The organism is Methyloparacoccus murrellii, from assembly GCF_054657115.1.
Genome location: NZ_BAAHXD010000007.1, coordinates 62,166 through 84,871, shown reverse-complemented (window position 1 = coordinate 84,871; position 22,706 = coordinate 62,166). Strand labels below are relative to the sequence as shown.

Here is a 22,706-nt window from a genome sequence, read left to right as displayed (position 1 = left end):
TTGCCTCGCCGGAAAAGCCGTGCGGTCTCCGAGTACCCATTGAATGGTCAACTATCCCAGAAGCCCGGGCGGGGGTCAATCAAATGGCCGACCGGGCCGTCTGCATGATGGCCTTCATGTCGCGCACGGCCTGCTCCAGCCCGGAGAACAGCGCCCGGGCGATGATGGCATGGCCGATGTTGAGTTCGCGAAACTGCGGGATGCGGCAAATCCCGGCAACATTGTGGTAGTGCAGGCCATGGCCGGCGTTCACGCTCAGCCCCAGACCGGCGGCCTGCTCGGCGGCCTGGCGCAGGCGATCGAGCTCGGCCATGGCGGCTTCGGGAGTGGCCGCATCGGCATAGTGGCCCGTATGCAGTTCGATCACCGGCGCGCCCGCTTGGTGGGAGGCCTCGATCTGGTGCGGCTCGGCATCGATGAACAGCGACACCTCGACGCCGGCGGCGCCTAGCTGCCGGCAGGCCGACGCGATACGCGGGAAATTGCCGGCGACATCCAGGCCACCTTCGGTGGTCAGCTCCGCGCGCTTTTCCGGGACCAGGCAGCAGGCGCCCGGCCGCACCGCCAGGGCGATTTCGACCATCGCGTCCGTCACCGCCATCTCCAGGTTCAGGCGGGTCTGCAAGAGGCTCGCCAGCAGGTAGATGTCGCGGTCCTGGATATGGCGCCGGTCTTCCCGCAGGTGCGCGGTGATGCCATCCGCGCCGGCCTGTTCGGCCAGGAGCGCGGCATGGACAACCTCGGGGTACCGGGTTCCCCGCGCCTGGCGGACCGTGGCGATGTGATCGATGTTGAGGCCTAGGTAGATGGGCGATCTAGTCTGCACGTCGGTATCGGGTCGGGTCTGATTGAAAGAGTTCGCGGCTTTTCAGCGGTCGGCCGTCCAGATGGTGCTGGATGACGGCGCGCATCAGGCGCTTGGCCTCGCCCTGCTGGCCGGCGCTCAGGGGCGCCCGCTGCCACAGGGCCAGGAGCGTGCCGCCGGCGACGGCATCCGGCTGGTTGGCGGACGCCGCCAGCGCACCCTGCTCCGGGTGATAGCGATAGCGCCGCCCGGCCTGGATCGGCAGGCCCTCGGCGTCGGTATCCAGCTGCAGTCCGTAACCGAGCGCCTCCAGCAGGGCCAGTTCGAAGTGCCGCAGACAGCCCGCTTCGTCATCGCCGGCTGCCAGCCGGACCAGGACCTCCAGGCTCAGGGCCAGAACCATGGGCTGCGGATCGCCCAGCGGCAACAGGCGGTGCAACAGCTCGCCGATGTAGAACCCGCAATAGAGCGCCCGGCCCTGCAACGGAAGAGCCGGCTCGGCGGCCTCGACCTGGGTCAGCAGCGGCAGTTCGCCTCGCCCCAGCCAGCCCAGCCGGACCGGATTCAGCGGCCGCAGGATATGCGATTGCGGATGCCGGCCCCGGCGTGCGCCCCTGGCCAGGCAGCGCACCCGGCCATGCCGCTCGGTCAGCGCCTCGACCAGGAGACTGGTTTCCCGGTGGGGCCGCACATGCAGGACCAGCGCCCGCTCGAACCCTTCCCGTTCCACCCCGCTCAATCCGCGTAGCCGAGGCTCCGCAAGGCCCGTTCGTCATCGGACCAGCCTTCCTTGACCTTGACCCACAGCTGCAGGAACACCTTGCCCTCCAGCATGCGCTCCAGATCATGGCGGGCACGCTCGCCGACCTTCTTGAGCACTTCGCCCTGCTTGCCGATGACGATGGCCTTCTGGCCCGGGCGCTCGACCCAGATCAGGGCGCTGATGCGGGTCAGCGCGCCGTCCTGCCGGAACTGCTCGATCTCGACGGTGATGGCATGCGGGACTTCCTGTCCCAGCGCCCGCAGCAGCTTCTCGCGGACGATCTCGGCGGCCATGAAGCGCATGGAGCGGTCGGTAACCTGATCCTCGGGGAAAATCGGATCACCCTCCGGCAGCAGGTCCATGATGGTGCGGTCCAGTGTCTCCAGATTGGTACCCTTGAGCGCCGAAAACGGGATCATGGCCGCGAAATTATGGCTGGCGGCGGCCTGCTGCAGGAAGGGCAGGAGCGCATCCTTGTCCTCCAGCCGGTCGATCTTGTTGATCGCCAGGATCACCGGCACACCGGCGGCCTTGATCCGCTTCAGCACCAGTTCATCCTCCGGCAGCCAGCCGGCGCGATCGATCAGCCAGACGACCAGGTCGACATCGCCCAGCGCCGAACCGGCGGTCTTGTTGAGATAACGGTTCATGGCCCGCTTCTCGCTCGCATGGATGCCGGGGGTATCGACATAGACCGCCTGCCCCGCCTCGGTAGTCTTGATGCCATGAATCCGGTGCCGCGTGGTCTGGGGCCGCCGAGAGGTGATGCTGATCTTCTGCCCGACCAGATGATTCAGCAGGGTCGACTTGCCGACGTTCGGCCGACCGACGAGGGCGACAAATCCCGCTTTCATGCTTGCAACCCCGCGTTCAAGCTATGGCTCACTGTGTTGATTCCAGAATGTGTGTGGGTGCAGAGGTGGCTGCTGCGCATGAATCAGAGCATAGCACGGCTGCATCCACCCCCCTCCGCCGCAACCACCGCCGACGCCAGAAGACGGGCAGGACGCTTGCCCCGGGATACCACCCGACCGGACATGAGCATTCTGATGCTGGACCCATCCGGAACCCGCCCCTAACATCTTGCCCTGGCGGCCATCCGGCAGCCTGCGCAGACCCCTGAATGCCTACGGAGAAACCATGCAACGTCTCGTCCTCGCGCTCGCCGCCTCGTGGCTGCTGAATCCGCAAGCTGCCAGCGCCGACCCCGTCCTGGCGGGAACCCAGTGGCCAGTGAAGATGAACACCGATCTCGTGCTGAAGAAGACCTGCCCCAACGCCGCGAAGCGCACCGCCAGCAGCGTGAACGGTGCCCGCGGCAGCCTGGCGTTCCGCGCGGATGGAACCTATGCCTTGAGCTTCCCGCCCGGCAACGTCATCAACGCCGGTCGCTATGTGCAGGAAGGTGACCGGGTTCTGCTCAAACCCGACGGCGACTGGCTCACGCTCAACGGCATCGGCGGCTATCCGGGTGGCCAGGGCATACTGCTGGCCGCGCGCCGCTACACGCCGGCCAGGCGCAATCCGCCAGCCATCGCCGAAACCTTCGAGGGCGACATCAGCGAGCCCCTGCCCGGCATCAGTCACCTCAACCTCGCCGAACAGCGTCGCTACCGCTACAGCACGGGCAATGCCCCATCCACCTGCATGACCCTGCTCGAGCTGAACGAGGATATCGGCGGCGTCCTGACGCTGCCGCCAGCTCCCTGAGCGGCTGGCAAGGCTCAGGTCTTGAGGCCGAATTCCTCGGCCAGCTTGGCCAGCATCTTCTCGGCAGAGGCCTGCTCCGCCCGCTTGCGCGAGGAACCCCGCCCCTCGCAGGTCTCCTCGGTCAGCGATACCCGGCATTCCACCACGAAGCTCTGGTCATGCGGCTGGCCCACGACCGAGCGCAGCGTGTACATGGGCAATTGCAGGCCGCGGGCCTGCATGGATTCCTGCAGGCGGGTCTTCGGATCCTTCTTCCAGTCGCGGATGGACAGTCCCTCGATCTGCTCGGCAAACAGCTTGAGTATCCACGTCCGGCAGGCATCCATGCCCTGATCCAGCAGCAAGGCGCCGATCAGCGCCTCCAGCGCGTCCGAAAGGATGGAATCCCGCCGATAGCCGCCGCTCTTGAGTTCGCCGGAGCCCAGGATGAGATGGTCGCCCAGGTGCAGCTGCCGGGCGATGTTGGCGAGCGCGGTCTGGTTGACCAGCGTGGCCCGCAAACGGCTCAGGACACCTTCATCGGCACCGGAAAACTTCTGGTACAGCCGCTCGGCGATGACGAATCCCAGCACCGAGTCACCAAGAAACTCCAGCCGCTCGTTGTTGTCCGCCGCCGCACTGCGGTGGGTGAGCGCGCGCCGGACCAGGTCCGGATCGGAGAACCGGAGGCCCAGCTTGCGGGCCAGCTTTTCGGGTTCGTGCGTCAACGCGGTTCCGCCTCGATCGCGTCATCGAAATGGACGAGCAGTTCGATGTTGCGGATAAACGGACGAGCGACATCGTAGGCGATGCGCACCCGGGTCAGGCGACCCTCGCTGCTGATCGTCACATCGGGTGCTGTCACGTAGGTGACGGAATCGACCTCCCAGCGCTTCTGCAGCGTGGCGAGGACTTCCTCCCGCGAACGCGACGGCCAGTCCGGCTGGGCCTGCAGCGACTCCAGAGCCGCCACGACCTTGAAATGGTCGAGGTAGACCGGTAGCAGGCTCAACAAGAGTTTGCCGACCAGGGCGGCCACGGCCGCCAGCAGCAGAAAGCCGGTCAGGGTGACACCCGCCTGTCGCCGACCGGGCGAACGGTCACTCATTCCAGGATGGTGCCGATGCGGTTGAAGGCGATGCCGGGCTTGCCGGAATCCCAGCTCATCCAGATGAAGAATGCGCGCCCGACCAGGTTGGCCTCGGGCACGGCACCCCAGAAGCGGCTGTCGTTGCTGTTGTCCCGGTTATCACCCATGACGAAATAGTGCCCCTCCGGCACCACGAACTCACCCTCGCGGGCCGAGGGTTCGCCAGCCCGAACCAGGATGTCGTGATGGACCGCGCCAAGCTCCTCGTTCAACAGGGCCTCGCCGTCCATGCTGCCGCCCTGGCTGCCACCCGAATAGACGCCCAGCGGCGTCTGCTTGATGGCGGTGCCGTTGACGAAGACCTGCTTGTTGTAATAGCCGATGCGGTCTCCCGGCAGGCCGATCACGCGCTTGATGTAGTCGACGGTCGGATCCTTGGGAAAGCGGAACACGACGATATCGCCGCGCTCGGGCGCGCCATTTTCGATGATCTTGGTGTTCAGTACCGGCAGGCGCACGCCGTAGGTGAATTTGTTGACGAGGATGAAGTCGCCCACCAGCAGCGTCGGCATCATGGATCCGGAGGGGATGCGGAACGGCTCGACCAGGAAGGACCGCAGCAGCAGCACGATCAGCACCACCGGAAAGAAGGACCGCGCGTATTCCACCAGTACCGGCTCAGGCTGCCCTGCCTCGACCAGCCGGTAACGCTGCATCAGCGCATACACACCCCAGACGATGCCGGTGACAAAGGTCCCCAGCACCAGGAAGAAGGAAAAATCGTAGTCCATCTATGAGTCCTTGTTGACGCGCAGCACGGCCAGGAAGGCTTCCTGGGGAATGTCGATCTTGCCCACCTGCTTCATGCGCTTCTTGCCGGCCTTCTGTTTTTCCAGCAGCTTTTTCTTGCGGGTGATGTCGCCGCCATAACACTTGGCGAGGACGTTCTTGCGCATGGCCTTGACCGTGGAGCGGGCGATGATCTTGGAGCCGATCGCCGCCTGGATGGCCACCTCGTACATCTGCCGCGGAATCAGATCCTTCATGCGCTCGACCAGATCGCGGCCGCGGGTCTGGCTGATATCACGGTGGGCAATCAGGGACAGGGCGTCGACCCGCTCGGTGTTGATGAGGATGTCCAGCTTGACCAGGGGCGCCGCCTGAAAGCGCAAAAACTCATAGTCGAAGGAAGCGAAGCCACGACTCACGGATTTCAGCCGATCGAAGAAATCCAGCACCACTTCGCTGAGCGGCAGCTCGAAACTGATGGCTACCTGGCCGCCCATGAACTGCATGCGCCGCTGCACGCCGCGCTTCTCGATGCACAGGCTGATGACGTTGCCCAGATAGTCCTGCGGCACCAGGATGTTGGCCTCGATGATCGGCTCGCGGATCTCGACGATCTCGTTAGGTGGCGGCAGCTTGGACGGATTGTCGATCTCGATCGTCGTCTCGTCGGTCTTCAGTACCTCGTAGACCACGGTCGGCGCGGTGGTGATCAGGTCGAGGTCATACTCGCGCTCCAGCCGCTCCTGGATGATCTCCATGTGCAGCATGCCGAGGAACCCGCAGCGGAAGCCGAAGCCCAGCGCCTGGGAGGTCTCCGGCTCGTAGTGCAGCGCCGCGTCGTTGAGATGCAGCTTGTTCAGCGCCTCGCGCAGATCCTCGTAGTCGTCGGAGTCCACCGGATAGAGTCCGGCAAACACGCGCGGCTGTACCTGCTGGAAGCCGGGCAGGGGTTCCGCGCAGGGCTGATCGGCGGCGGTGATGGTGTCGCCCACCGGTGCGCCGAAGATGTCCTTGATACCAGCGATGACGAAGCCGACCTCGCCCGTCTCCAGTGTCTCCTTGTTCAGCGACTTGGGCGTGAATACCCCCAGCCTGTCGGCCAGATGACTCTTGCCGGTCGACATCAGCAGGATTTTCTGTTTGCGATGGATCGAGCCGTTGACCACCCGCACCAGCGACACCACACCCAGGTAATTGTCGAACCAGGAATCGATGATCAAGGCCTGCAAGGGTGCGGCGGGGTCGCCCTTGGGCGGCGGCACCTTGGCGACCAGTTGCTCCAGCAGTTCGTCGACGCCGAGACCGGTCTTGGCGCTGATCTTCAGGGCCTCGTCCGCCGGCACGCCGATGATCTCCTCGATCTCGGTGCAGACCCGCTCCGGCTCGGCCGAGGGCAGATCGATCTTGTTGAGCACGGGGATGACTTCCAGCCCCTGCTCGATCGCGGTGTAGCAGTTGGCGACGCTCTGCGCCTCCACGCCCTGGGCCGCGTCGACGACCAGCAAGGCGCCCTCGCAGGCAGCCAGGGAACGCGACACCTCATAGGAGAAGTCCACATGCCCGGGCGTATCGATCAGGTTCAGCTGATAGGTTTCGCCATCCCGAGCCTGGTACGCCAGGGTCACGCTCTGCGCCTTGATGGTGATGCCGCGCTCGCGCTCGATGTCCATGGAATCGAGCACCTGCGCCGACATTTCGCGCTCGCTCAGGCCGCCGCAGGTCTGGATGAAGCGATCCGCCAGGGTCGATTTGCCATGATCGATGTGGGCGATGATGGAAAAGTTGCGTATGTGCTGTTGATCCGCCACCGGCTCAATCCTTCAGCTTGATGGCAAGGAACTGCGAGCCAGCCCGGCGCTGCACCAGCACGGCGACGGTCTTGCCCTTGGGCAGGCCGTTGACCAGGTCGGCCAGGTGCTTGGCATCGCGGACCGGCTGATCCTGCACGCGGAGTATGACGTCGCCGCGACGGATGCCGGCCTCGGCGGCAGGTCCCGGCTTCACGCCGGTGATCAGGGCCCCGCCGGTCTTGGGCAGTTCCAGCTGCTCGCGCTGCGCGTCGGTCAGGTCGGCAAGGGTGACGTTCAGGCGTTCGACCTTGTTGCCGGCACCGCTTTCCTCGGCGCCACCGGCTGCCGGTGGCTCCTCGTCGGGCAGCATGCCGATCTTGATCGGCACCTCCATGCTCTTGCCCTGCCGCAGCACCTTGAGTTTGGCGGTCTCGCCGATCTTGGTGGCGCCGACCATCGGCGGCAACGCGGCGGAGGATTCGATCTCGCGCCCGTTGAACGCCTCGATGATGTCGCCGATCTGCAGCCCGGCCGTCTCGGCCGGGCTCTTGGGCAGAATCTTGGCCACCAGCGCGCCCTGCGGCTTTTTCATGCCGAAGGATTCGGCCAACTCCCGCGTCACATCCTGGATCTGCACACCCAGCCAGCCACGGGATACCTTGCCCTGGCTCTTGAGCTGTTCGACCACCTGCATGGCCACATCCATGGGGATGGCGAAGGACAGCCCCATGAAGCCGCCGGTGCGGCTATAGATCTGCGAATTGACGCCGACCACCTCACCGTCCAGATTGAACAGGGGCCCGCCGGAATTGCCGGGATTGATGGCCACGTCGGTCTGGATGAACGGCACGTAATTGTCGCTCGGCAGGCTGCGGCCCTTGGCGCTGACGATGCCGGCGGTCACGGAGTGATCGAAGCCGAACGGCGAACCAATCGCCAGGACCCACTCACCGACCTTGAGATCCTCGGAGGAACCCAGTTTCACCACCGGCAGTTCCCTGGCCTCGACCTTCAGCAGGGCAATGTCGCTGCGCTTGTCGGAACCGACGATACGGGCCACCAGCTCGCGGCGATCCTGGAGCCGGACGACAACCTCGTCGGCATCCTTGATCACATGATGATTGGTGATGATGTAGCCGTCCGGCGAAATGATGAACCCCGACCCCAGCGACTTGGACTCGCTCGGCTCGCCGCCAGGCCCGCCAGGTCCGCCGGGTCCTCCCGGCATGCCGGGCACGCCTTCGCCGAAATAGCGTCGCAACAGGTCATCGAAAGGTGTTCCTTCGGGAATTTCCATGCCCTCGGGAAGCTGCGGCTGCAAATCGTTGGCCGCCACTTTCTGGGTCGTGCTGATGTTGACCACGGCAGCATTGTTCTGCTCGACCAGGGCGGTAAAGTCGGGAAGCTGCGCCTGTCCGAAAGGCGCGAACAGCGTCACGGACACCAGCAGCAGGACTCGGGACCAGTGGGCTTTAGGCATAGTAGGGTAGCTCTGGAGAGGCACGGAAGGAGGGCTATGGAAATACGGGATCGAACGGCTGTCCATCGACCGGCAGGTTGTCAGGGAGACTCCGGGCCCCGGGAATCAGGGCGCCGGCGCCTTCGGCTGTATGCCGCTGGCGATGAGCCCTACGGTCTTGGCCGGCACTTCGCCCATCACCGTCACGACATGGTCGCTCAGGGCGGCGGTCTCAACGTTGACGGCGCCCAGCCGGTAAGCGCCGGCATTGACGGGATTGCCGCGCTTCTCGATATACACGGAGACGGTCGAGAAGCCATCGCTCAGCAAGACATGTTCGATGGGCTGGTTGGCCGGAGGCCGCATGAACAGGGAATAGGAGACAATCTGGAAGCCCTCCGGCACCCGGCGCAGCGACCAGTTGAGGCTCTCCAGCGGCCGCGCCTCACGGTGGCTGACCTGGGTCACGGCGGATTGCGTCCGGGACGAGGGCTGCAAATCCTCCGGGGCGATCGGGTTCCGGGTGTCGATGGTGGTGAAGACCATCTGCTCGACCGACTGGCCATCCTCGTTCAGCACGTCCAGCTTGAGCGGCAGGCAGGTTTCGGTGTCGATCCACAGGAGGCGGCTGTAGCGGTAGCCATCCTTCGGCTCCAGGGCAACCACCTGGGTCAGTGCCCCGGCGACATATTCCCGGCCCCGCAGGTGAACGCGATAGAGGCGTTCCAGGGTTGCCGAGTCCTCGGGAAGGTTGATCAGGACGGACTGGCTGGCGGGCTTGGTCTCGACCACCACCCGCTGGTTCTCCCCCGTGTAGCGGGCCAGGTTGCCGTCCGTGCGAACCACCTCGCGGTAGGGGCTGTTCATGGCGACCAGTCGCTCCTGTTCATGCCCGTCCCGGACCTGATGGTAGAGCTTGAAGCTGTCGACCTGCTGGTCCTTGATGTAGGCGACCACGCCCTGATAGGTCAGTGTGCTGGCCGCCTTGCGCATGCCGGCCAGCCACTCCAGGCCGGATGCCGGTGCTGCGGCGTGATCTTCTCCGGCCAGTGCCCACAGGGGGATCAGCACCAGCATGAGGCCCAGAAAGGTTCCTCGGGATTGTTTTGGCAGCCCGCGCATCACGTGGAAGGTTCCCGAATGACTCAATGTCCGGACTGACCGCTTACCAGCCGGACCGAAGGCAGCATGCCCTGGGCGCCCGAAAGATAGGTGGATTCGTTGTGCAGGGCGACGAAGTCCTGCAAGTCCGGGTCCACGCCGGCCCTGACGACTGGCGCACTGAGCGGGGCCTGCGCCAGCATTTCTCCGCCCTGCCAGGGCGCATGCTGACTGATGGAGCGCCCCACCAGCAGGGCCAGCGCCGCCACCGAGGCGGCCAACGCCAGCGTCGTGACCTTCTCGCGGTAGCGGGACCGCCAGCTGCGCGGCGCGAGCACGACCGGTTCGTCCGCCAGAGCCGCCTGCACACGGTCGGCGAACCCCGCATCCGGCACCAGGGCGGAGGAGGAGCGCATCAGTTCGCGGGCAACCGCGTAGCGGTACAGCTTGGCCGCGACCTGCGGGTCCGCCTGCACGCGGGACATGACGCCCAGCGATTCGTGGTAACCCAGCTCATCGTCCAGGTACGCGCTCAAGTTTTCTTGCATGTCGTTGTTCATGGTCGTTCACCTAATCAAGGGTTCGAGGCGCTTGTCGATGGCTTCGCGCGCCCGGAAAATTCGCGATCTGACAGTACCCACGGGACACCCCATGACCTTGGCAATCTCGTCGTAGCTCAAGCCGTCGAACTCCCTGAGCGAGATGGCCATGCGCAGCTCTTCCGGCAGCTTCCTGAGGGCATCCTGAATGGCAGCCGCGATTTCCTCGGTCAGCAGCATCCCCTCGGGTGTCTCGTAGTTTCTGAGACGCCCCCCCGATTCAAATTGTTCCGCGTCCTCGATCTCGATCTCGTCATCCGTGGGGCGACGGCTGCGCATCGAGAGGTGATTCTTGGCCGTATTGATCGCGATTCGATACAGCCAGGTGTAGAAGGCGCTGTCCCCGCGAAACCCCGGCAAGGCGCGATAAGCCTTGATGAAGGTCTCCTGCGCGACATCCAGCGCCTCGTGCTGGTCCTTGATATAGCGATTGATGAGTTGCGCGATCTTGTACTGGTATTTGCGAACCAGGCTGTCGAAGGCCTTCTTGTCACCCTGCTGAACACGTCTGACCAGTTCCTCGTCGAGTTCCTCTCCCATCCGGGAAACCTTCCTGACCTAAATGAGCCCGTTGATTTTGGTGTGTCGCCGAGGTGTTTCAGCACAAAGCCTGCTGGACAGCCGGCCGATCACCCGGAATGGTCCAGCGCGTTCCGGACCCTGACAGGGTTGAGCATGGCAACGAATGCGTCATTATCTTTGTTTGTTGCCTGCCATTCAATCGAAACCGCCGCCACGGGGACGCCCCGCCCCTCGCCCCGACGATGGCCGGGGATTTTTTTTTACAGTACGATGAAATTCCGATTCATCCAGCGACCGCGCGCATGCCCTCCCCCTGGTACGACGTTCTCATCATAGGCAGCGGTGCCTCCGGGCTGAGCCTTGCGTTGCGGCTCGCCGACCAGATTTCGGTCGCCGTCATCTCCAAGACGGCACTGATCGAATCGAACACCCTCTATGCGCAGGGCGGCATCTCGGCGGTTCTCGACGCCGAGGATTCGATCGAATCGCACATCCAGGACACGCTCGAGGCCGGCGCCGGCCTCTGTGATCCGGACACGGTCCGGCTGGTCGTTTCGCACGGCAAGGCCTGCATCGACTGGCTGCTGGACCAGGGCGTTGCCTTCACGGAAGTCGCATCCGACAGCGGCATGCATCAGCTGCACCTCACCCGCGAGGGTGGGCATACCCATCGGCGGGTCGTCCATGCGGCCGATGCCACCGGGCGGGCCGTGGAAACCTCGCTGGAACGACGCGCGCGCGAACACCCCAACATCCACCTGTTCGAGTACCACAACGCCATCGACCTGATCACGGGAGCGAAACTGGGCCTCGGCGACCTCGGGGTATTGGGCGCCTACGTCCTGAACGGCCAGACCCAGCAGGTGGAAACCTTCCGCGCCCGCTTCGTCGTGATCGCCTCGGGTGGCGCCAGCAAGGTCTACCTCTATACCAGCAACCCGGACATCGCCACCGGCGACGGCATCGCCATGGCCTGGCGGGCCGGCGCCAGCGTGGCCAACCTGGAATTCATCCAGTTCCACCCGACCTGTCTGTACCACCCGCATGCCCGCTCCTTCCTGATCTCGGAGGCGGTGCGCGGCGAAGGCGGGCGCCTGCTGCTGCGCGACGGCACGCCATTCATGCAGCGCTTCGACCCGCGCGCCGAGCTGGCCCCGCGCGACATCGTCGCCCGCGCCATCGACCACGAGATGAAGCGGCTGGGCGCCGACTGCGTGTTCCTGGACATTTCCCACCGGCCGGCCGACTTCATCGTCCAGCATTTTCCGACCATTCATGCGCGCTGCCTGGAACTCGGCATCGACATCACCCGCGATCCGATCCCGGTCGTGCCGGCCGCGCATTACACCTGCGGCGGCATCCTGAGCGACCATCGCGGCTGCACCAGCGTGGCGGGACTGCTGGCGATCGGCGAAGCCGCCTGCACCGGCCTGCACGGCGCCAACCGCATGGCCAGCAACTCGCTGCTGGAGTGCCTGGTGTTTGCCAGGCAGACCGCGGAATACATCCAGGCCAACCTGCACCAGCGCCCGCCGCCACCGCCCCTGCCGGACTGGGACGAGTCCCAGGTGACGGATTCGGACGAGGAGGTGGTGGTGGCCCACAACTGGGACGAAATCCGCCGCTTCATGTGGGATTATGTCGGCATCGTCCGCACCGACAAGCGCCTGCAGCGAGCCTTGCGGCGGGTGGAACTGCTGAAGCAGGAAATCGCCGAATACTACGGCAACTTCCGCGTGACCAACGACCTGCTGGAACTGCGCAACCTGGTCATCGTCGCCGAGCTGATCATCCGCTGCGCCCTGATGCGCAAGGAGAGCCGCGGGCTGCACTTCACGCTCGACCATCCGGAGACCGACACCTCCGCGCCGCCGCGCAACACGGTCCTGCATCCCCGCAAAGCCTGAGCGGACATCCATGCCGGTACCCGCCATCCCTGCACGCATGCGCGCCGTGGCCGTCGACTTGCCCGGCGAGCACTATGCCCTGGCGTGCCGGGACGAACCCGTGCCGGTGCCCGGACCCGACGAGGTCCTGATCTGGGTTGCGGCGGCGGGCGTCAACCGGGCGGACATCATGCAGGCCCGGGGGCTTTATCCGCCTCCGCCGGGCACACCGGCCACGCCGGGACTCGAGGTCGCGGGCACGGTGGTCATGACCGGCCCCGGCGTCCACCAGCCAGCCGTCGGCGAGCGCGTCGCCGCGCTGCTGCCGGGCGGTGGCTATGCCGAGTATGTCCGCGCCGCCGCCGCGCTGTGCCTGCCGGTGCCGGACAGCGTACCCCTCGCGGAAGCGGCCGCGCTGCCGGAGGCCCTGTTCACCGTCTGGGCCAATGTCTTCGAGAGCGGCGGGCTGCGGACCGGCGAAACCCTGCTGATCCAGGGCGGTGGCAGCGGCATCGGCACCACCGCGATCCAGATGGCGCGGCTGGCCGGGGCGCAGGTCATGGCGACGGCGGGCGGCGCCGAAAAATGCGCGGCCTGCGAGCGGCTGGGCGCCAAAGCCATCGATTACCGGCACGATGACCTCAGGACGCGGGTGCTCGAGCTGACGGAGGGCAGAGGCGTCGACGTCATCTTGGACATCGTCGGCGGCCCCTCTCTCAAGGACCATCTGGCCATCCTGGCGCCCGGCGGACGCCTGTCCCTGATCGCCGTGCAGGGCGGCCCCAGGGCCGAGATCAACCTCCTGCCGATCCTGCTCAGGCGGCTGACGATCACCGGCTCGACCCTGCGCTCGCGCTCGCTGGCGGAAAAGGTCCGGCTGGCCGCGGTCATCCGGAAACGTGTCTGGCCCTGGGTGTGCGACGGCCAGCTGCGCGCCGTGCTCGATCGCCGCTTCCCCCTCGCCGGCGCCGACGACGCCCACCGTTACCTGGCCAGTGGGCAACACTTCGGCAAGCTCGTCCTGACCCTGGAGGGCGACTGATGCGATGCGCACCGTTCTGGCCGGGGCTAGCGGGACTTTTCCTGGCCACCGGACTCGCTGCGGCCGATTTCGCCAAGGGCATGGCTGCGGTCGAGGCTGGCGACTGGGACCGGGCCCTGGCAGAATTCCGCCCACTGGCAACGCGCGGGGATCCGGACGCCCAGGTCAACCTCGGCAACCTGTACATGCGCGGACTGGGCGTGGAGCAAAGCTACGAAAACGCCCACCAATGGTATGAGAAGGCCGCCCGCTCGGGACAGCCGGTGGCCTTGGGCAAGCTGGGGCTCATGCACTTCTACGGGCTGGGTGCGCAGGAGGACCACGCCGAGGCCGCGCGCTGGTTCCGCCAGGCGGCCGATGCGGGAAACGCCGACGCCGCCCTGATTCTGGCGGAAATGTATCGGCAGGGTGACGGCGTCGGCGCCAACCGGTCCGAGGCCTATCTCTGGTATTCGGTCGCCGGCGAACTCGGCAAGGACGAGGCCAGGACGCCGCGCCAGCAACTGGCCGAACAACTGTCGCCGTCCGAGCTCAACACGGCATTGACCCATCTGGAAGTCTGGCACCAGCAGCACCGCCACCGGGACGCCATGCGGTCGGAAGCGACGGTGGAATCGACCACGGCACCGGCACGGACGCCGCCCCGCCCCAAGGCCAGCGCACGCCAGGCGGCTTCACCGGCGACACCGGCAAAATCCCGGCGCTAGGCCACGCCCGATGGGCCGTCTGGAGTCACTCGCCGAAGTGGCAGACGTAGTCCAGCAACTCGATGGTCTCGATATCAAAACGGCTGTTGCCCGGAATACTGAACGATTGGCCGGCGCCGTACGCCTGCCAGCCCGTCTCGCCATCCAGGCGAACGCGGCAGCGGCCGGCCACAACCTCCATCACTTCCGGCGCCGCCGTGCTGAAAGTCAGGATCGAGGGAAAGATCACGCCCAGGGTCTTGCGGCTGCCATCGGCGAACAGCACGGTATGGCTGACGCACTTGCCATCGAAGTACACATTGGATTTCTTGACGACACTGACCTGTTCGAACTGCGACATCGATACAACCTCGTGAGGATGGGTGGATAACTCGGGTTTTCCAGGGTAACAATCGAAAGCCTGGCTGAGACACCGGCGCCGGCATCAGATCAGGATGACCAGCAGCCCCAGCAGGATGAGGCCCGCCAGCAGCCGGTAGGGCCAGGCCAGTTCGCCCCAGGCCAGCCGGACTTCCAAGTAGCGAAGCCCGGCCCAGCGCTTGAGTCGCGGCCAGAGCGTCCGGCGGCCGTACCGCCAGCCCCAGCGGACGGCCAGAAGGATGAGGACGATCTTCAACGGCGTGAGCCCGATCGCCGTTGTCACCTCGGAGTAGCGATGGGCATCCTGGGGGAAGTGCTGCTTGAGCCAGTCGGCCAGCAGATCCTCCAGCATCTCCTCGGGTGCCTCGATGAGCACCAGCCACAAGGTCTCGATGACCTCCAGCACGATATCGAGGAAGAATTCGCCCAGTACGATCAGCACCGTCAGCGCGCCAACGAACCAGTACAGCGGTGTCCAGCTTGGCTGGACACCCTCGGCGGAGAGCTCGCGCAGCCCCTCTGTCGGCGTGGTTTCGTGCAGGTCAGGCTCGGTCATGCTCGTCGCGACTTGTGGGAGAATCCAAGGTGTCCGGCCGGTGCGCAAGCGCCCCGGCACCCGTCCCGGCGGACCCCCGACGACCGTCATCCACAGCGGGAAGACGGGGCCTTGGGGCCAATTCTAACTATGATATAGTTCCCCGCCGAAAATTGCTGGATGCGCAATTTCCCGACCGACGAGCGCGACTGCCGATCCCGGACATCAAGGCTTCCCCAAGAGAGCTAGAGGCGTTCAACAGCCCAAAACCTAAACCATCCCATCGAGAGCTTCATGGAAATCAAAGAGTGGCTGCAGGTTTGGCAGTTTGAACACAATCCCTTCGTCATCTTCGACGCCGACCGGGATCCCTACCTGCAAACCTCGATGGTGGAGAACACCTCCCTGCGATCGGTGCTGCTCCATATCGACAAACCCAGCCCCTATGTGATTTTCGCCATTCGCGGCGCCGGCAAATCGTCGATGCGCATCGACACCGAGCGCTATCTGAACGATTACCGCGACCAGGTGCTGGTCATTTCCTACGTGGAGTTCAACGAGCTGCTGGCCGAGGTGGCACGACCGCGCAACCTGCCGATTGGCTATGCCGCCGACAAGTCGGCCCTGGCACGGCTCTTCAAGCGCAAGAAGCAGATCCCCTTGGGCCGTGAAACCAAGATGACCCTGGACGATCATCTGGACTACATCCTCAAGCTGGGCATCGAGGAACTGTACCGGACCATCGTCGACACGCCGCGCGAGGACCTGCTGAAAAACAACCGGGAAATCGCCGAGAAATTCCTCCTGCTGGCGGCGCTCTACTACGCACCCAACGATCTTTCCAGCAAGGTGGCGACCCTGCGCAAGCTGATGGGCATCGCCAGCTACGAGAGGAAAGTGCCGTTCTTCATGAACAAGCAGGCCAAGATGCTGGCTGGCGAGATCTACCGCCACATCCGCGGGGTACCGGTTTCCCTTGAGGGCATGGTCAAGACCATCCAGGAAATCGGCGTGGGACTGTTCGAGTTCCACGGCATCCCGCGCAACACGGAAAACCGTTTCACCTTGCTCAAGAGCTTCATGGAACTGGTGCGGTATTTCGGGCTGTCCGGCGTCTACCTGCTGGTTGACCGTGTCGACGAGCCGACCAGCATCAAGGGTGATCCGGAAAAGATGCGCGAGCTGGTCACCCCCATCCTCAACGACCAGCTGTTCCAGATCGACAACTTGGGCATCATCCTGTTCCTGCCCTACGAACTGCACGATCTCAAGAAGTATTACCGCAGCGACCGCATCAAGACCATCTCGTCGATCAACTGGTCGCCCGACAACATGATCCGGCTGATCGAGAAACGGATGAATGTCGGCCGCAAGCCCGGCAGCCCGCCCATTCACCTGGCCGACCTGTTCGAGGAAGAGGGTGGCAGCAAGGCCAACTTCATCGTCCGCCAGCTGACGCCGCGCAATGCCTTCCGCCTGCTCAGCATCATTCTCGAGGAGCACTGCCAGACCGTGGTTTACGGCGTGAAGATCTCCACCGAAGTCTACGAGTCCGCCGTGCAGCGCTACCTGATCGAGAAGGAAGGCTACTGATCGTCCGCCGGGCGGCCCGCCAACCAGAGACGCAGACGGATTCCCCAGGAGGAGGTATAGCCGCTCGCGACGGAGCGGATATCGCCTTGCCGGTCGATGAAGAACAGTGCCGGAACCCCGCGAATCCCGAACCGTCGAGCGATCCGACCATCCTCATCGACCAGGGTCGGCACATGAAAATCGTGTGCGGCCATATAGGCGGACACGGTGGCACGATCCCCCGACTGCGTCGCCACGGTAACGAGTGCGTGCGTCTTGGCCAGTTCGTTGAGCGTACCCTGCATCGCCCGACAGACACCGCACCAGCTGGCCCAGATGTAGACCAGGGCCGGCTTGGGCAGTTGCGCGATTCCGGCAAAGACCTGCCCGTCCGTCTGCTGCCCGCCCAGCGCCGGCACCCTGCCGCCATCCACCATGCCGCGGGTCAGGAAGGCCTGCAACAGGCCGATCAAGGCCAGGGTGATTACCCAACCGAGGACCGATCTCGCCCCCCGGCCAGCCCCTCGACCGCTCATGCAAATCGCCGCAACAGCGCAACGCCATGCTGCTTCAGCCAGGCTCGGCGGCGGGGCCAGTCCGGCAACAGCTCGGACACCAGCATCCAGTAGGCTTCGGAATGATTGCGGTGGCGGATATGGCAAAGTTCATGCACAACGACATACTCCAGCACCGCCGGCGGCGCAAAGGCCAGCACCCAGTTCAGGTTGATATCGTTGGCGGGGCCACAGCTGCCCCAGCGCGTGCTCATGCGCTTGATGCGTATGGCTCGCGGCAGCAATCCCGGCTCCTCGCCATGCCATGACGCCAGCCGTCGCGCCTCGCCCTCCAGCCAGCGCCGTATCCAGGCAAACAGGGCTGCCCTGACCTGCTGCTCGGCGCTGCCGGAATACCCCGCCGGCAGCGTGATTTCGAAGGCTCCATCATCGCGGCGAAGGATTTGCAGACGCCGGGACAATGCCGAGGGCGTGACAATCAGGGGCGTCGCCTGCCCCTGAAAGGGCACGGCGCCTCCCCGCGCCAGCGGCGCATCGGGCTCGATCCGCGCCGCGCGTTCGCGGATCTCGGCCAGCTTGCGCTCGGCCCAGGCACGATGACGCTGGAAGAATGCCAGCGCCTGGGTCTCGCCGATCCCATCCGGGATCACCAGCTCGATTCCCTGGGGTTTCACCACCAGGCGCAGCTGCCTGGCGCGCGGACTCCGGCGCAGCGTGACCCCGGCAGGCGCGCTCACCGGCGTCAGCCTCCGTTGATCGCCAGGATTTCCAGCTCCCTGTCGCCGGCCGGGCGCCGCCAGGTCACCACGTCGCCGACACGGGCATTCATCAGCGCCTTCGCCAGCGGCGATACCCAGCTGATGCGCCCGGTCGCGACATCGGCCTCGTCCTCGCCGACGATCACCACCGTCATCCGCTCACCCGTGGCGTCCTCGACACACACGCTGGCGCCAAAGTGGACGGCATCGTCCGCCATCCGGGGTTCGACCCGCACGGCCCGACTCAGGCGCTCACTGTAATAGGCCAGCTCCCGGTCCAGCTCCCGCAACGCCGGCTGACTGGACAGATCCTCACGCCCCGCCAGCGTTTGGCGTGCCGCAGCCAGCTCCTCGACCTTCTGCCGCAACAGCGCCAGCCCCCTGGGCGTGACGTAATTGATGTGCGGGCTCTGCGGCCGGACCGGTGTTTCACGGTCGGCCTGGTCATCCTGCTCCTTGACGAATGCGCGGCTCATGCGGTGCTTGCCAATGTCAGAAAAAAGTCGAGACGAAACGGGCTGGCCCGGGACACTCAGGATGCCGGCGCCCTGCCGAGCAGTCTGGCCGCCAGTCGCGCCAGCTCGGCCGAGCCGTCGCGATTCCCCAGTTTCTCGCGAATCGCCCGCAGCTCGGTCCGCATCCGCTCCGCATAGGTGGCATCCGTGAGCAGGCGTCGGACCTCGGCCGCAATATTGTCGGGCGTGGCGTCGGCCTGGATGAATTCCCGCACCACACCGTGGCCCGCCAGGATGTTGGGCAAGCCGATGAAGGCCACCTTGACCAACAGCCGTCCCAGCCAGTAGCTCAGCGGCGACAGCTTGTAGACGATGGCCATGGGCACCCCAAGCAGTGCCACTTCGAGGGTGGCGGTACCCGACACGGTCACGACCGCATCGCAGCATTGCAGGACATCGTAGTCCTGGCCACGGATGACGCGAATGGTCAGCGCATGCTGCGCCAGCGCCGCCTGCAGGGCAGCATCATCGACCGAGGGTGCCTGAAAGAGCAGGAAACGGGCCTGACCGAATTCAGCCGCCAGACGGTCGGCCGCCGCCAGGACCACCGGCAACAGGCGCCTGATCTCGTTGCCGCGACTGCCCGGCAGCAGGCCGATGACGGGCACGCCCGCCTCCGCGCCCGGCAAGTCGTATTGCCGCCTGGCCGCCGCCACGGACAAGGCCGGTTTGACCTTGCCCGCCAGCGGGTGGCCAACATAGGTGGCCGGCACGCCATAGGCCTCGTAGTAGGGCAGCTCGAAGGGAAAGATGAGCGCCATGTGATCGACGATGCGGCCATAGGTGCGAACCCGTCCGGGGCGCCAGGCCCACACCTGCGGGCTGACATAGAACAGCACCCTGATGCCGGCGGCCTTGGCGGTCTGCGCCAGCCGGAAGTTGAACTCCTTGTAGTCGACGCAGATGAGCAGGTCCGGCCGGTACTGGTGCAGGGCGCGCCGCATTGTCGCCAGGGCGGCACGGATTTCCCCGTAATGCCGGAGGATCTCGGCAAGACCGATCACACCGATGCCCGAGGAGTCGACGCACAGCTCGACACCCGCTTCGCGCATGGCCGAGGCCCCCATGCCGACGCCCCGGACACCGGGCAAGAGCTGGCTGAGTTCCCGGAACAGCGTGGCACCGTGGCGGTCGCCGGAGGCCTCGCCGGCGGAGATCATGACCAGCGGCGAGTGACCGGCTCCCGCCTGCACGGGATTCCCGCCGGCAGCCATGGCCGGGTCGGCGCTAGGCATTCAGGGCCGAGCGGATCGCCTGCACCACGTCCCGCACCTGCTCCTCCGTCAGTTCGGGGAAGATCGGCAAGGACAGGCAGCGGGCCGCGACCGCCTCGGTATGCGGCAGCGCCACACCCCGGCAGGCATCGGCGAACACGTTCTGCCGGTGCAGCGGCACCGGATAGTAGATGGCGCAGGCGATACCGGCACCTTGCAGCGCGGCCATGATAGCGTCGCGATGGTCGGTCAGCAGCGTGTACTGGTGATAGACATGCACGCCCACGCCATCCTCGAAAGGGGTTTCCAGCGGCAGATCGGCCATCCCTTCGGTGTACAGCCGGGCGGCCCGGCGGCGACCGGCATTGAAGCGGTCGATGTGTTGCAGCTTCACCCGCAGCACCACGGCCTGCAGCTCGTCCAACCGGCTGTTGTAGCCGATCGCATCGTGGTAGTAGCGCACCTCGGAACCGTGGTTGCGCAGCTTCCTGACCTGGGCGGCAATGGCATCGTCATCCGTTGTCACCAGACCACCGTCGCCATAGGCGCCCAGATTCTTGCTGGGGAAGAAGCTGAAGCCGGCCGCGAGGCCGAATCCACCGGTCTGCCGCCCACCGATGGTCGCGCCGAAGGACTGGGCACAATCCTCGATGAGCTTCAGGCCATGCCGCTCGGCAACGGCCAGGAGAGGCGCCATGTCGCAGGGCTGGCCGAACAGATGCACCGGCATGATGGCCCTGGTCTTCGGCGTGATGGCGGCCTCGACCCGGGCGGCGGTGATGTTGAAGGTTCTGGGATCGATGTCCACGAACACCGGCGTCGCTCCCACGTAGCGGATGGCCTCGGCGGTGGCGATGAAGGTAAAGGCGGAGGTGATGACCTCGTCGCCCGGCCCAATGCCGGCGGCAAGCAGGGCCAGATGCAGGGCCTCGGTACCGTTGGCCACACCGATGGCGTGCCTCACGCCCAGATAGTCAGCGACTTCCCGCTCGAACGCCTGGACGTTGGGCCCCATCACGAAGGCGGTATTCTCCAGCGCTGCCAGCAGGCCGGCATCGATCTCATCTTTGAGCTGGTGATACTGGGTCTTCAGATCGACCATTGGGATCATGATGAAGGGTGCTCCTTGTGTTGCGGGAAGAGGTCGGTTACCGGAGGGGACGAGTTGCAGGTACCCGAGGGCCCCGGCAGGCCGGGCGGGGTCCTCACGCCCTGAGCAGGCGCGTGATCTCGATGGCCGTAGCCAGGGCCCGGCGCCCGGCGACGCCCGACACCAAGGGATCTCGGCCGGCGCGGATGCAGGCGACGAAATGCCTGATTTCCTCCATCAGGGCATCTCCGTTCTCGAACACCGACTCCTCGCTGAGAATCTCCGGCACACCCGGAAACATCTCGCGCTCACCCTTGCGGTGCTGGGCCAGCACCCGGTTCTGGAAATCCACCGAAAGGTAACGGTTGGGCATGAACATGCGCATCTTCCGCTCAACCTTGAGGCTGGCGCGGCTGGCCGTGACATTGGCGACGCAGCCGTTGCGGAAGGTCAGTCGGGCATTGGCGATGTCGGTGTCGGCAGTCAGGACCGTCACCCCCTTGGCGTCGATGCGTTCGACCTCGGAGTCGACGAGGTCGAGGATGATATCGATATCGTGGATCATCAGGTCCAGCACCACGCTGACATCGTTGGCGCGCGGATTGAAGGGCGCCAGCCGGTGCGACTCGATGAAAAGCGGCTTTTCCTGAACCAGGTCCAGCCCGAGCAGGGCGGCGTTGAAACGCTCCAGATGCCCCACCATCAGCCGCCGATCGTGTCGCCGGGCCAGCTCGATGAGTTCGTCCGCTTCCTCCAGGGTCACCGTGATGGGCTTTTCCACCAGCACATGCGCCCCGGCGGCGAGGAAATCGCGCGCGACAGCATGATGCAGGCGGGTAGGCACGACGACGCTGACGGCGTCGACCTGCCCGAGCAACGAACGGTAGTCGGTCAGGGCGCGGGTCCCATGCTTCCCGGCAACGGCCTGTGCGGCCTCGGGGTCGACATCGACCACCGCCACCAGCTCGCAGTCCGCCAGCGCGGCATATTTTTCAGCGTGGAAGCGGCCCAGATAACCGGTACCGACGACGGCACAGCGCAGTCTGGAATCCGTTTGTGACATCAGATGCCTCCCTCGCCACCATGGCGATACCCGTCAATCCTCATCGCGGCTCCTGGCCTCGATGAAGCCCAGCCAGCCACCCCGCCTGGAACCTGCGGCCAGCCAGGCGCGCAGATACCCGAGTTCAGGGGTCTCGGGTAAACCGTCCAGCGACTGCCGGGCCTTGATCCGGCGAAAGGCGGCGGATACCGCCTTCAGGCGGTCCCCGTCGACGCCGGCTCGCCGCAGACCGACAAGGTTGAGCCGGTAATGCTTGCCGGGACGGCCACCCACCATCGCGAACGGCAGCACATCCTTGTTGATGCCCGCGAGCCCCTGGAGGATGGCGAAGCTGCCGACGCGGCAGAACTGGTGCACCATCACCCCGCCCCCCATGAAGACGCGGTCGCCCACCTCGACATGCCCTCCCAGGGTGGCGCCGCTGGCCAGGATGTTGTTGTCGCCGAGCGTACAGTCGTGCCCCACATGGCTGTTGTTCATGAAATAGTTGCGGGACCCCACGCGCGTGGCGGTTCCCGCCCGGGTGGCCCGACTGAGGGTGACGCCCTCGCGAAAGACATTGCCGTCGCCAGCCTCGAACCAGGTCTCGGTGGCGGGATCGAAAGCCAGATCCTGCGGCAGTCCACCCAGTACCGCATGGGCGTGCACGCGATTGTCGCAGCCCAGCCGCACGAAGGGGCGAATCACCGCATGCGGGTCGATCATGCAGCCAGGGCCGAGATGGGCGGGGCCTTCGATCACGGCAAAGGCACCTACCGTGACGCCGGCGCCCAGTTCGACAGCGGGACCGATGAGGGCGGTGGGATGAATCATGGCGTGGCGGAGGCAGGCGGGCGGCGGTC

The 22,706-nt window shown here is 65.4% G+C and carries 25 protein-coding genes; 5 read left to right on the top strand and 20 right to left on the bottom strand.

The genetic code is table 11. The annotated features are described in order from the left end of the window. Positions 1 to 79 precede the first annotated feature (79 nt). Genes pdxJ through era form a run of 3 tightly spaced genes read right to left on the bottom strand, consistent with a single transcriptional unit; the run spans position 80 to position 2,422 of the window. Positions 80 to 826, bottom strand: a complete 747-nt coding sequence (gene pdxJ, locus ACYQ1H_RS03505) for a pyridoxine 5'-phosphate synthase (RefSeq protein ID WP_460026674.1) — start codon at positions 824 to 826, stop codon at positions 80 to 82. Beyond that, on the bottom strand, positions 816 to 1,535 hold the full coding sequence (gene recO / locus ACYQ1H_RS03500) for a DNA repair protein RecO (protein WP_460026673.1): 720 nt from the start codon (positions 1,533 to 1,535) through the stop codon (positions 816 to 818). The genes pdxJ and recO overlap by 11 nt, the downstream gene beginning before the upstream one ends. A gap of 5 nt (positions 1,536 to 1,540) precedes the next feature. Then, positions 1,541 to 2,422: a GTPase Era gene (era, locus tag ACYQ1H_RS03495; RefSeq protein WP_460026672.1), complete on the bottom strand. Its 882-nt coding sequence runs from the start codon at positions 2,420 to 2,422 to the stop codon at positions 1,541 to 1,543. Between the two features lie 286 nt (positions 2,423 to 2,708). On the opposite strand from era, the gene ACYQ1H_RS03490 reads away from it, so the two are divergent. After that, entirely contained in the window at positions 2,709 to 3,278 is a 570-nt protein-coding gene (locus tag ACYQ1H_RS03490; protein WP_460026671.1) for a hypothetical protein, read from the top strand. A 14-nt stretch (positions 3,279 to 3,292) separates the two neighbouring features. On the opposite strand, the gene rnc is transcribed toward ACYQ1H_RS03490, so the two are convergent. From rnc to rpoE, 8 genes are all read right to left on the bottom strand, one after another. Next, a complete protein-coding gene (gene rnc, locus ACYQ1H_RS03485) occupies positions 3,293 to 3,985 on the bottom strand; it encodes a ribonuclease III (RefSeq protein ID WP_460026670.1) in 693 nt (230 codons plus the stop codon). Continuing rightward, positions 3,982 to 4,365 carry a DUF4845 domain-containing protein gene (locus tag ACYQ1H_RS03480; RefSeq protein ID WP_460026669.1) on the bottom strand — a complete coding sequence of 128 codons (384 nt, stop codon included), beginning with the start codon at positions 4,363 to 4,365 and terminating at the stop codon, positions 3,982 to 3,984. The genes rnc and ACYQ1H_RS03480 overlap by 4 nt, the downstream gene beginning before the upstream one ends. Then, positions 4,362 to 5,138 carry a signal peptidase I gene (lepB, locus tag ACYQ1H_RS03475; protein ID WP_460026668.1) on the bottom strand — a complete coding sequence of 259 codons (777 nt, stop codon included), beginning with the start codon at positions 5,136 to 5,138 and terminating at the stop codon, positions 4,362 to 4,364. The genes ACYQ1H_RS03480 and lepB overlap by 4 nt, the downstream gene beginning before the upstream one ends. Then, entirely contained in the window at positions 5,139 to 6,944 is a 1,806-nt protein-coding gene (gene lepA, locus ACYQ1H_RS03470) for a translation elongation factor 4 (protein WP_460026667.1), read from the bottom strand. A 4-nt stretch (positions 6,945 to 6,948) separates the two neighbouring features. Next, on the bottom strand, positions 6,949 to 8,406 hold the full coding sequence (locus ACYQ1H_RS03465; protein ID WP_460026666.1) for a DegQ family serine endoprotease: 1,458 nt from the start codon (positions 8,404 to 8,406) through the stop codon (positions 6,949 to 6,951). Between the two features lie 105 nt (positions 8,407 to 8,511). Continuing rightward, positions 8,512 to 9,507: a MucB/RseB C-terminal domain-containing protein gene (locus ACYQ1H_RS03460; protein ID WP_460026665.1), complete on the bottom strand. Its 996-nt coding sequence runs from the start codon at positions 9,505 to 9,507 to the stop codon at positions 8,512 to 8,514. 23 nt (positions 9,508 to 9,530) lie between these two features. Further along, positions 9,531 to 10,046, bottom strand: a complete 516-nt coding sequence (locus ACYQ1H_RS03455) for a sigma-E factor negative regulatory protein (protein WP_460026664.1) — start codon at positions 10,044 to 10,046, stop codon at positions 9,531 to 9,533. A gap of 6 nt (positions 10,047 to 10,052) precedes the next feature. Further along, on the bottom strand, positions 10,053 to 10,625 hold the full coding sequence (gene rpoE / locus ACYQ1H_RS03450; protein ID WP_460026663.1) for an RNA polymerase sigma factor RpoE: 573 nt from the start codon (positions 10,623 to 10,625) through the stop codon (positions 10,053 to 10,055). Between the two features lie 284 nt (positions 10,626 to 10,909). On the opposite strand from rpoE, the gene nadB reads away from it, so the two are divergent. From nadB to ACYQ1H_RS03435, 3 genes are read left to right on the top strand one after another with little or no spacing between them, the layout of a single operon-like run. Then, positions 10,910 to 12,514 (top strand): L-aspartate oxidase, encoded by a 1,605-nt coding sequence (gene nadB / locus ACYQ1H_RS03445; protein WP_460026662.1) that lies wholly within the window; start codon positions 10,910 to 10,912, stop codon positions 12,512 to 12,514. A 37-nt stretch (positions 12,515 to 12,551) separates the two neighbouring features. Beyond that, positions 12,552 to 13,535 carry an NAD(P)H-quinone oxidoreductase gene (locus tag ACYQ1H_RS03440; protein WP_460026661.1) on the top strand — a complete coding sequence of 328 codons (984 nt, stop codon included), beginning with the start codon at positions 12,552 to 12,554 and terminating at the stop codon, positions 13,533 to 13,535. After that, the gene (locus ACYQ1H_RS03435) at positions 13,535 to 14,242 is read left to right on the top strand and encodes a tetratricopeptide repeat protein (RefSeq protein WP_460026660.1); all 708 of its coding nucleotides are present in this window, start codon (positions 13,535 to 13,537) and stop codon (positions 14,240 to 14,242) included. Before ACYQ1H_RS03440 ends, ACYQ1H_RS03435 begins: the two co-directional genes overlap by 1 nt. 25 nt (positions 14,243 to 14,267) lie before the next feature. Here ACYQ1H_RS03435 and ppnP read toward each other — a convergent pair whose 3' ends face one another. After that, a complete protein-coding gene (gene ppnP / locus ACYQ1H_RS03430; protein WP_460026659.1) occupies positions 14,268 to 14,582 on the bottom strand; it encodes a pyrimidine/purine nucleoside phosphorylase in 315 nt (104 codons plus the stop codon). Between the two features lie 84 nt (positions 14,583 to 14,666). Then, the gene (locus ACYQ1H_RS03425; protein ID WP_460026658.1) at positions 14,667 to 15,158 is read right to left on the bottom strand and encodes a hypothetical protein; all 492 of its coding nucleotides are present in this window, start codon (positions 15,156 to 15,158) and stop codon (positions 14,667 to 14,669) included. Between the two features lie 273 nt (positions 15,159 to 15,431). On the opposite strand from ACYQ1H_RS03425, the gene ACYQ1H_RS03420 reads away from it, so the two are divergent. Beyond that, entirely contained in the window at positions 15,432 to 16,730 is a 1,299-nt protein-coding gene (locus tag ACYQ1H_RS03420; RefSeq protein ID WP_460026657.1) for a hypothetical protein, read from the top strand. On the opposite strand, the gene ACYQ1H_RS03415 is transcribed toward ACYQ1H_RS03420, so the two are convergent. The 7 genes from ACYQ1H_RS03415 to lpxA form a co-directional block, all read right to left on the bottom strand. Beyond that, positions 16,724 to 17,182, bottom strand: coding sequence for a protein disulfide oxidoreductase (locus ACYQ1H_RS03415; protein ID WP_460026656.1), 459 nt, complete (start codon positions 17,180 to 17,182; stop codon positions 16,724 to 16,726). The genes ACYQ1H_RS03420 and ACYQ1H_RS03415 overlap by 7 nt on opposite strands. Positions 17,183 to 17,241: 59 nt before the next feature. Beyond that, a complete protein-coding gene (locus ACYQ1H_RS03410; RefSeq protein ID WP_460026655.1) occupies positions 17,242 to 17,961 on the bottom strand; it encodes a M48 family metallopeptidase in 720 nt (239 codons plus the stop codon). Between the two features lie 5 nt (positions 17,962 to 17,966). Beyond that, the gene (locus ACYQ1H_RS03405) at positions 17,967 to 18,458 is read right to left on the bottom strand and encodes a GreA/GreB family elongation factor (RefSeq protein ID WP_460026654.1); all 492 of its coding nucleotides are present in this window, start codon (positions 18,456 to 18,458) and stop codon (positions 17,967 to 17,969) included. Positions 18,459 to 18,514: 56 nt separating this feature from the next. Continuing rightward, a complete protein-coding gene (lpxB, locus tag ACYQ1H_RS03400; RefSeq protein ID WP_460026653.1) occupies positions 18,515 to 19,732 on the bottom strand; it encodes a lipid-A-disaccharide synthase in 1,218 nt (405 codons plus the stop codon). After that, positions 19,725 to 20,822, bottom strand: a complete 1,098-nt coding sequence (locus tag ACYQ1H_RS03395; RefSeq protein ID WP_460026652.1) for a DegT/DnrJ/EryC1/StrS family aminotransferase — start codon at positions 20,820 to 20,822, stop codon at positions 19,725 to 19,727. Before ACYQ1H_RS03395 ends, lpxB begins: the two co-directional genes overlap by 8 nt. A 94-nt stretch (positions 20,823 to 20,916) precedes the next feature. Further along, on the bottom strand, positions 20,917 to 21,864 hold the full coding sequence (locus ACYQ1H_RS03390; RefSeq protein WP_460026651.1) for a Gfo/Idh/MocA family oxidoreductase: 948 nt from the start codon (positions 21,862 to 21,864) through the stop codon (positions 20,917 to 20,919). A gap of 33 nt (positions 21,865 to 21,897) precedes the next feature. Beyond that, a complete protein-coding gene (gene lpxA, locus ACYQ1H_RS03385; protein ID WP_460026650.1) occupies positions 21,898 to 22,677 on the bottom strand; it encodes an acyl-ACP--UDP-N-acetylglucosamine O-acyltransferase in 780 nt (259 codons plus the stop codon). Between the last annotated feature and the right edge of the window lie 29 nt (positions 22,678 to 22,706).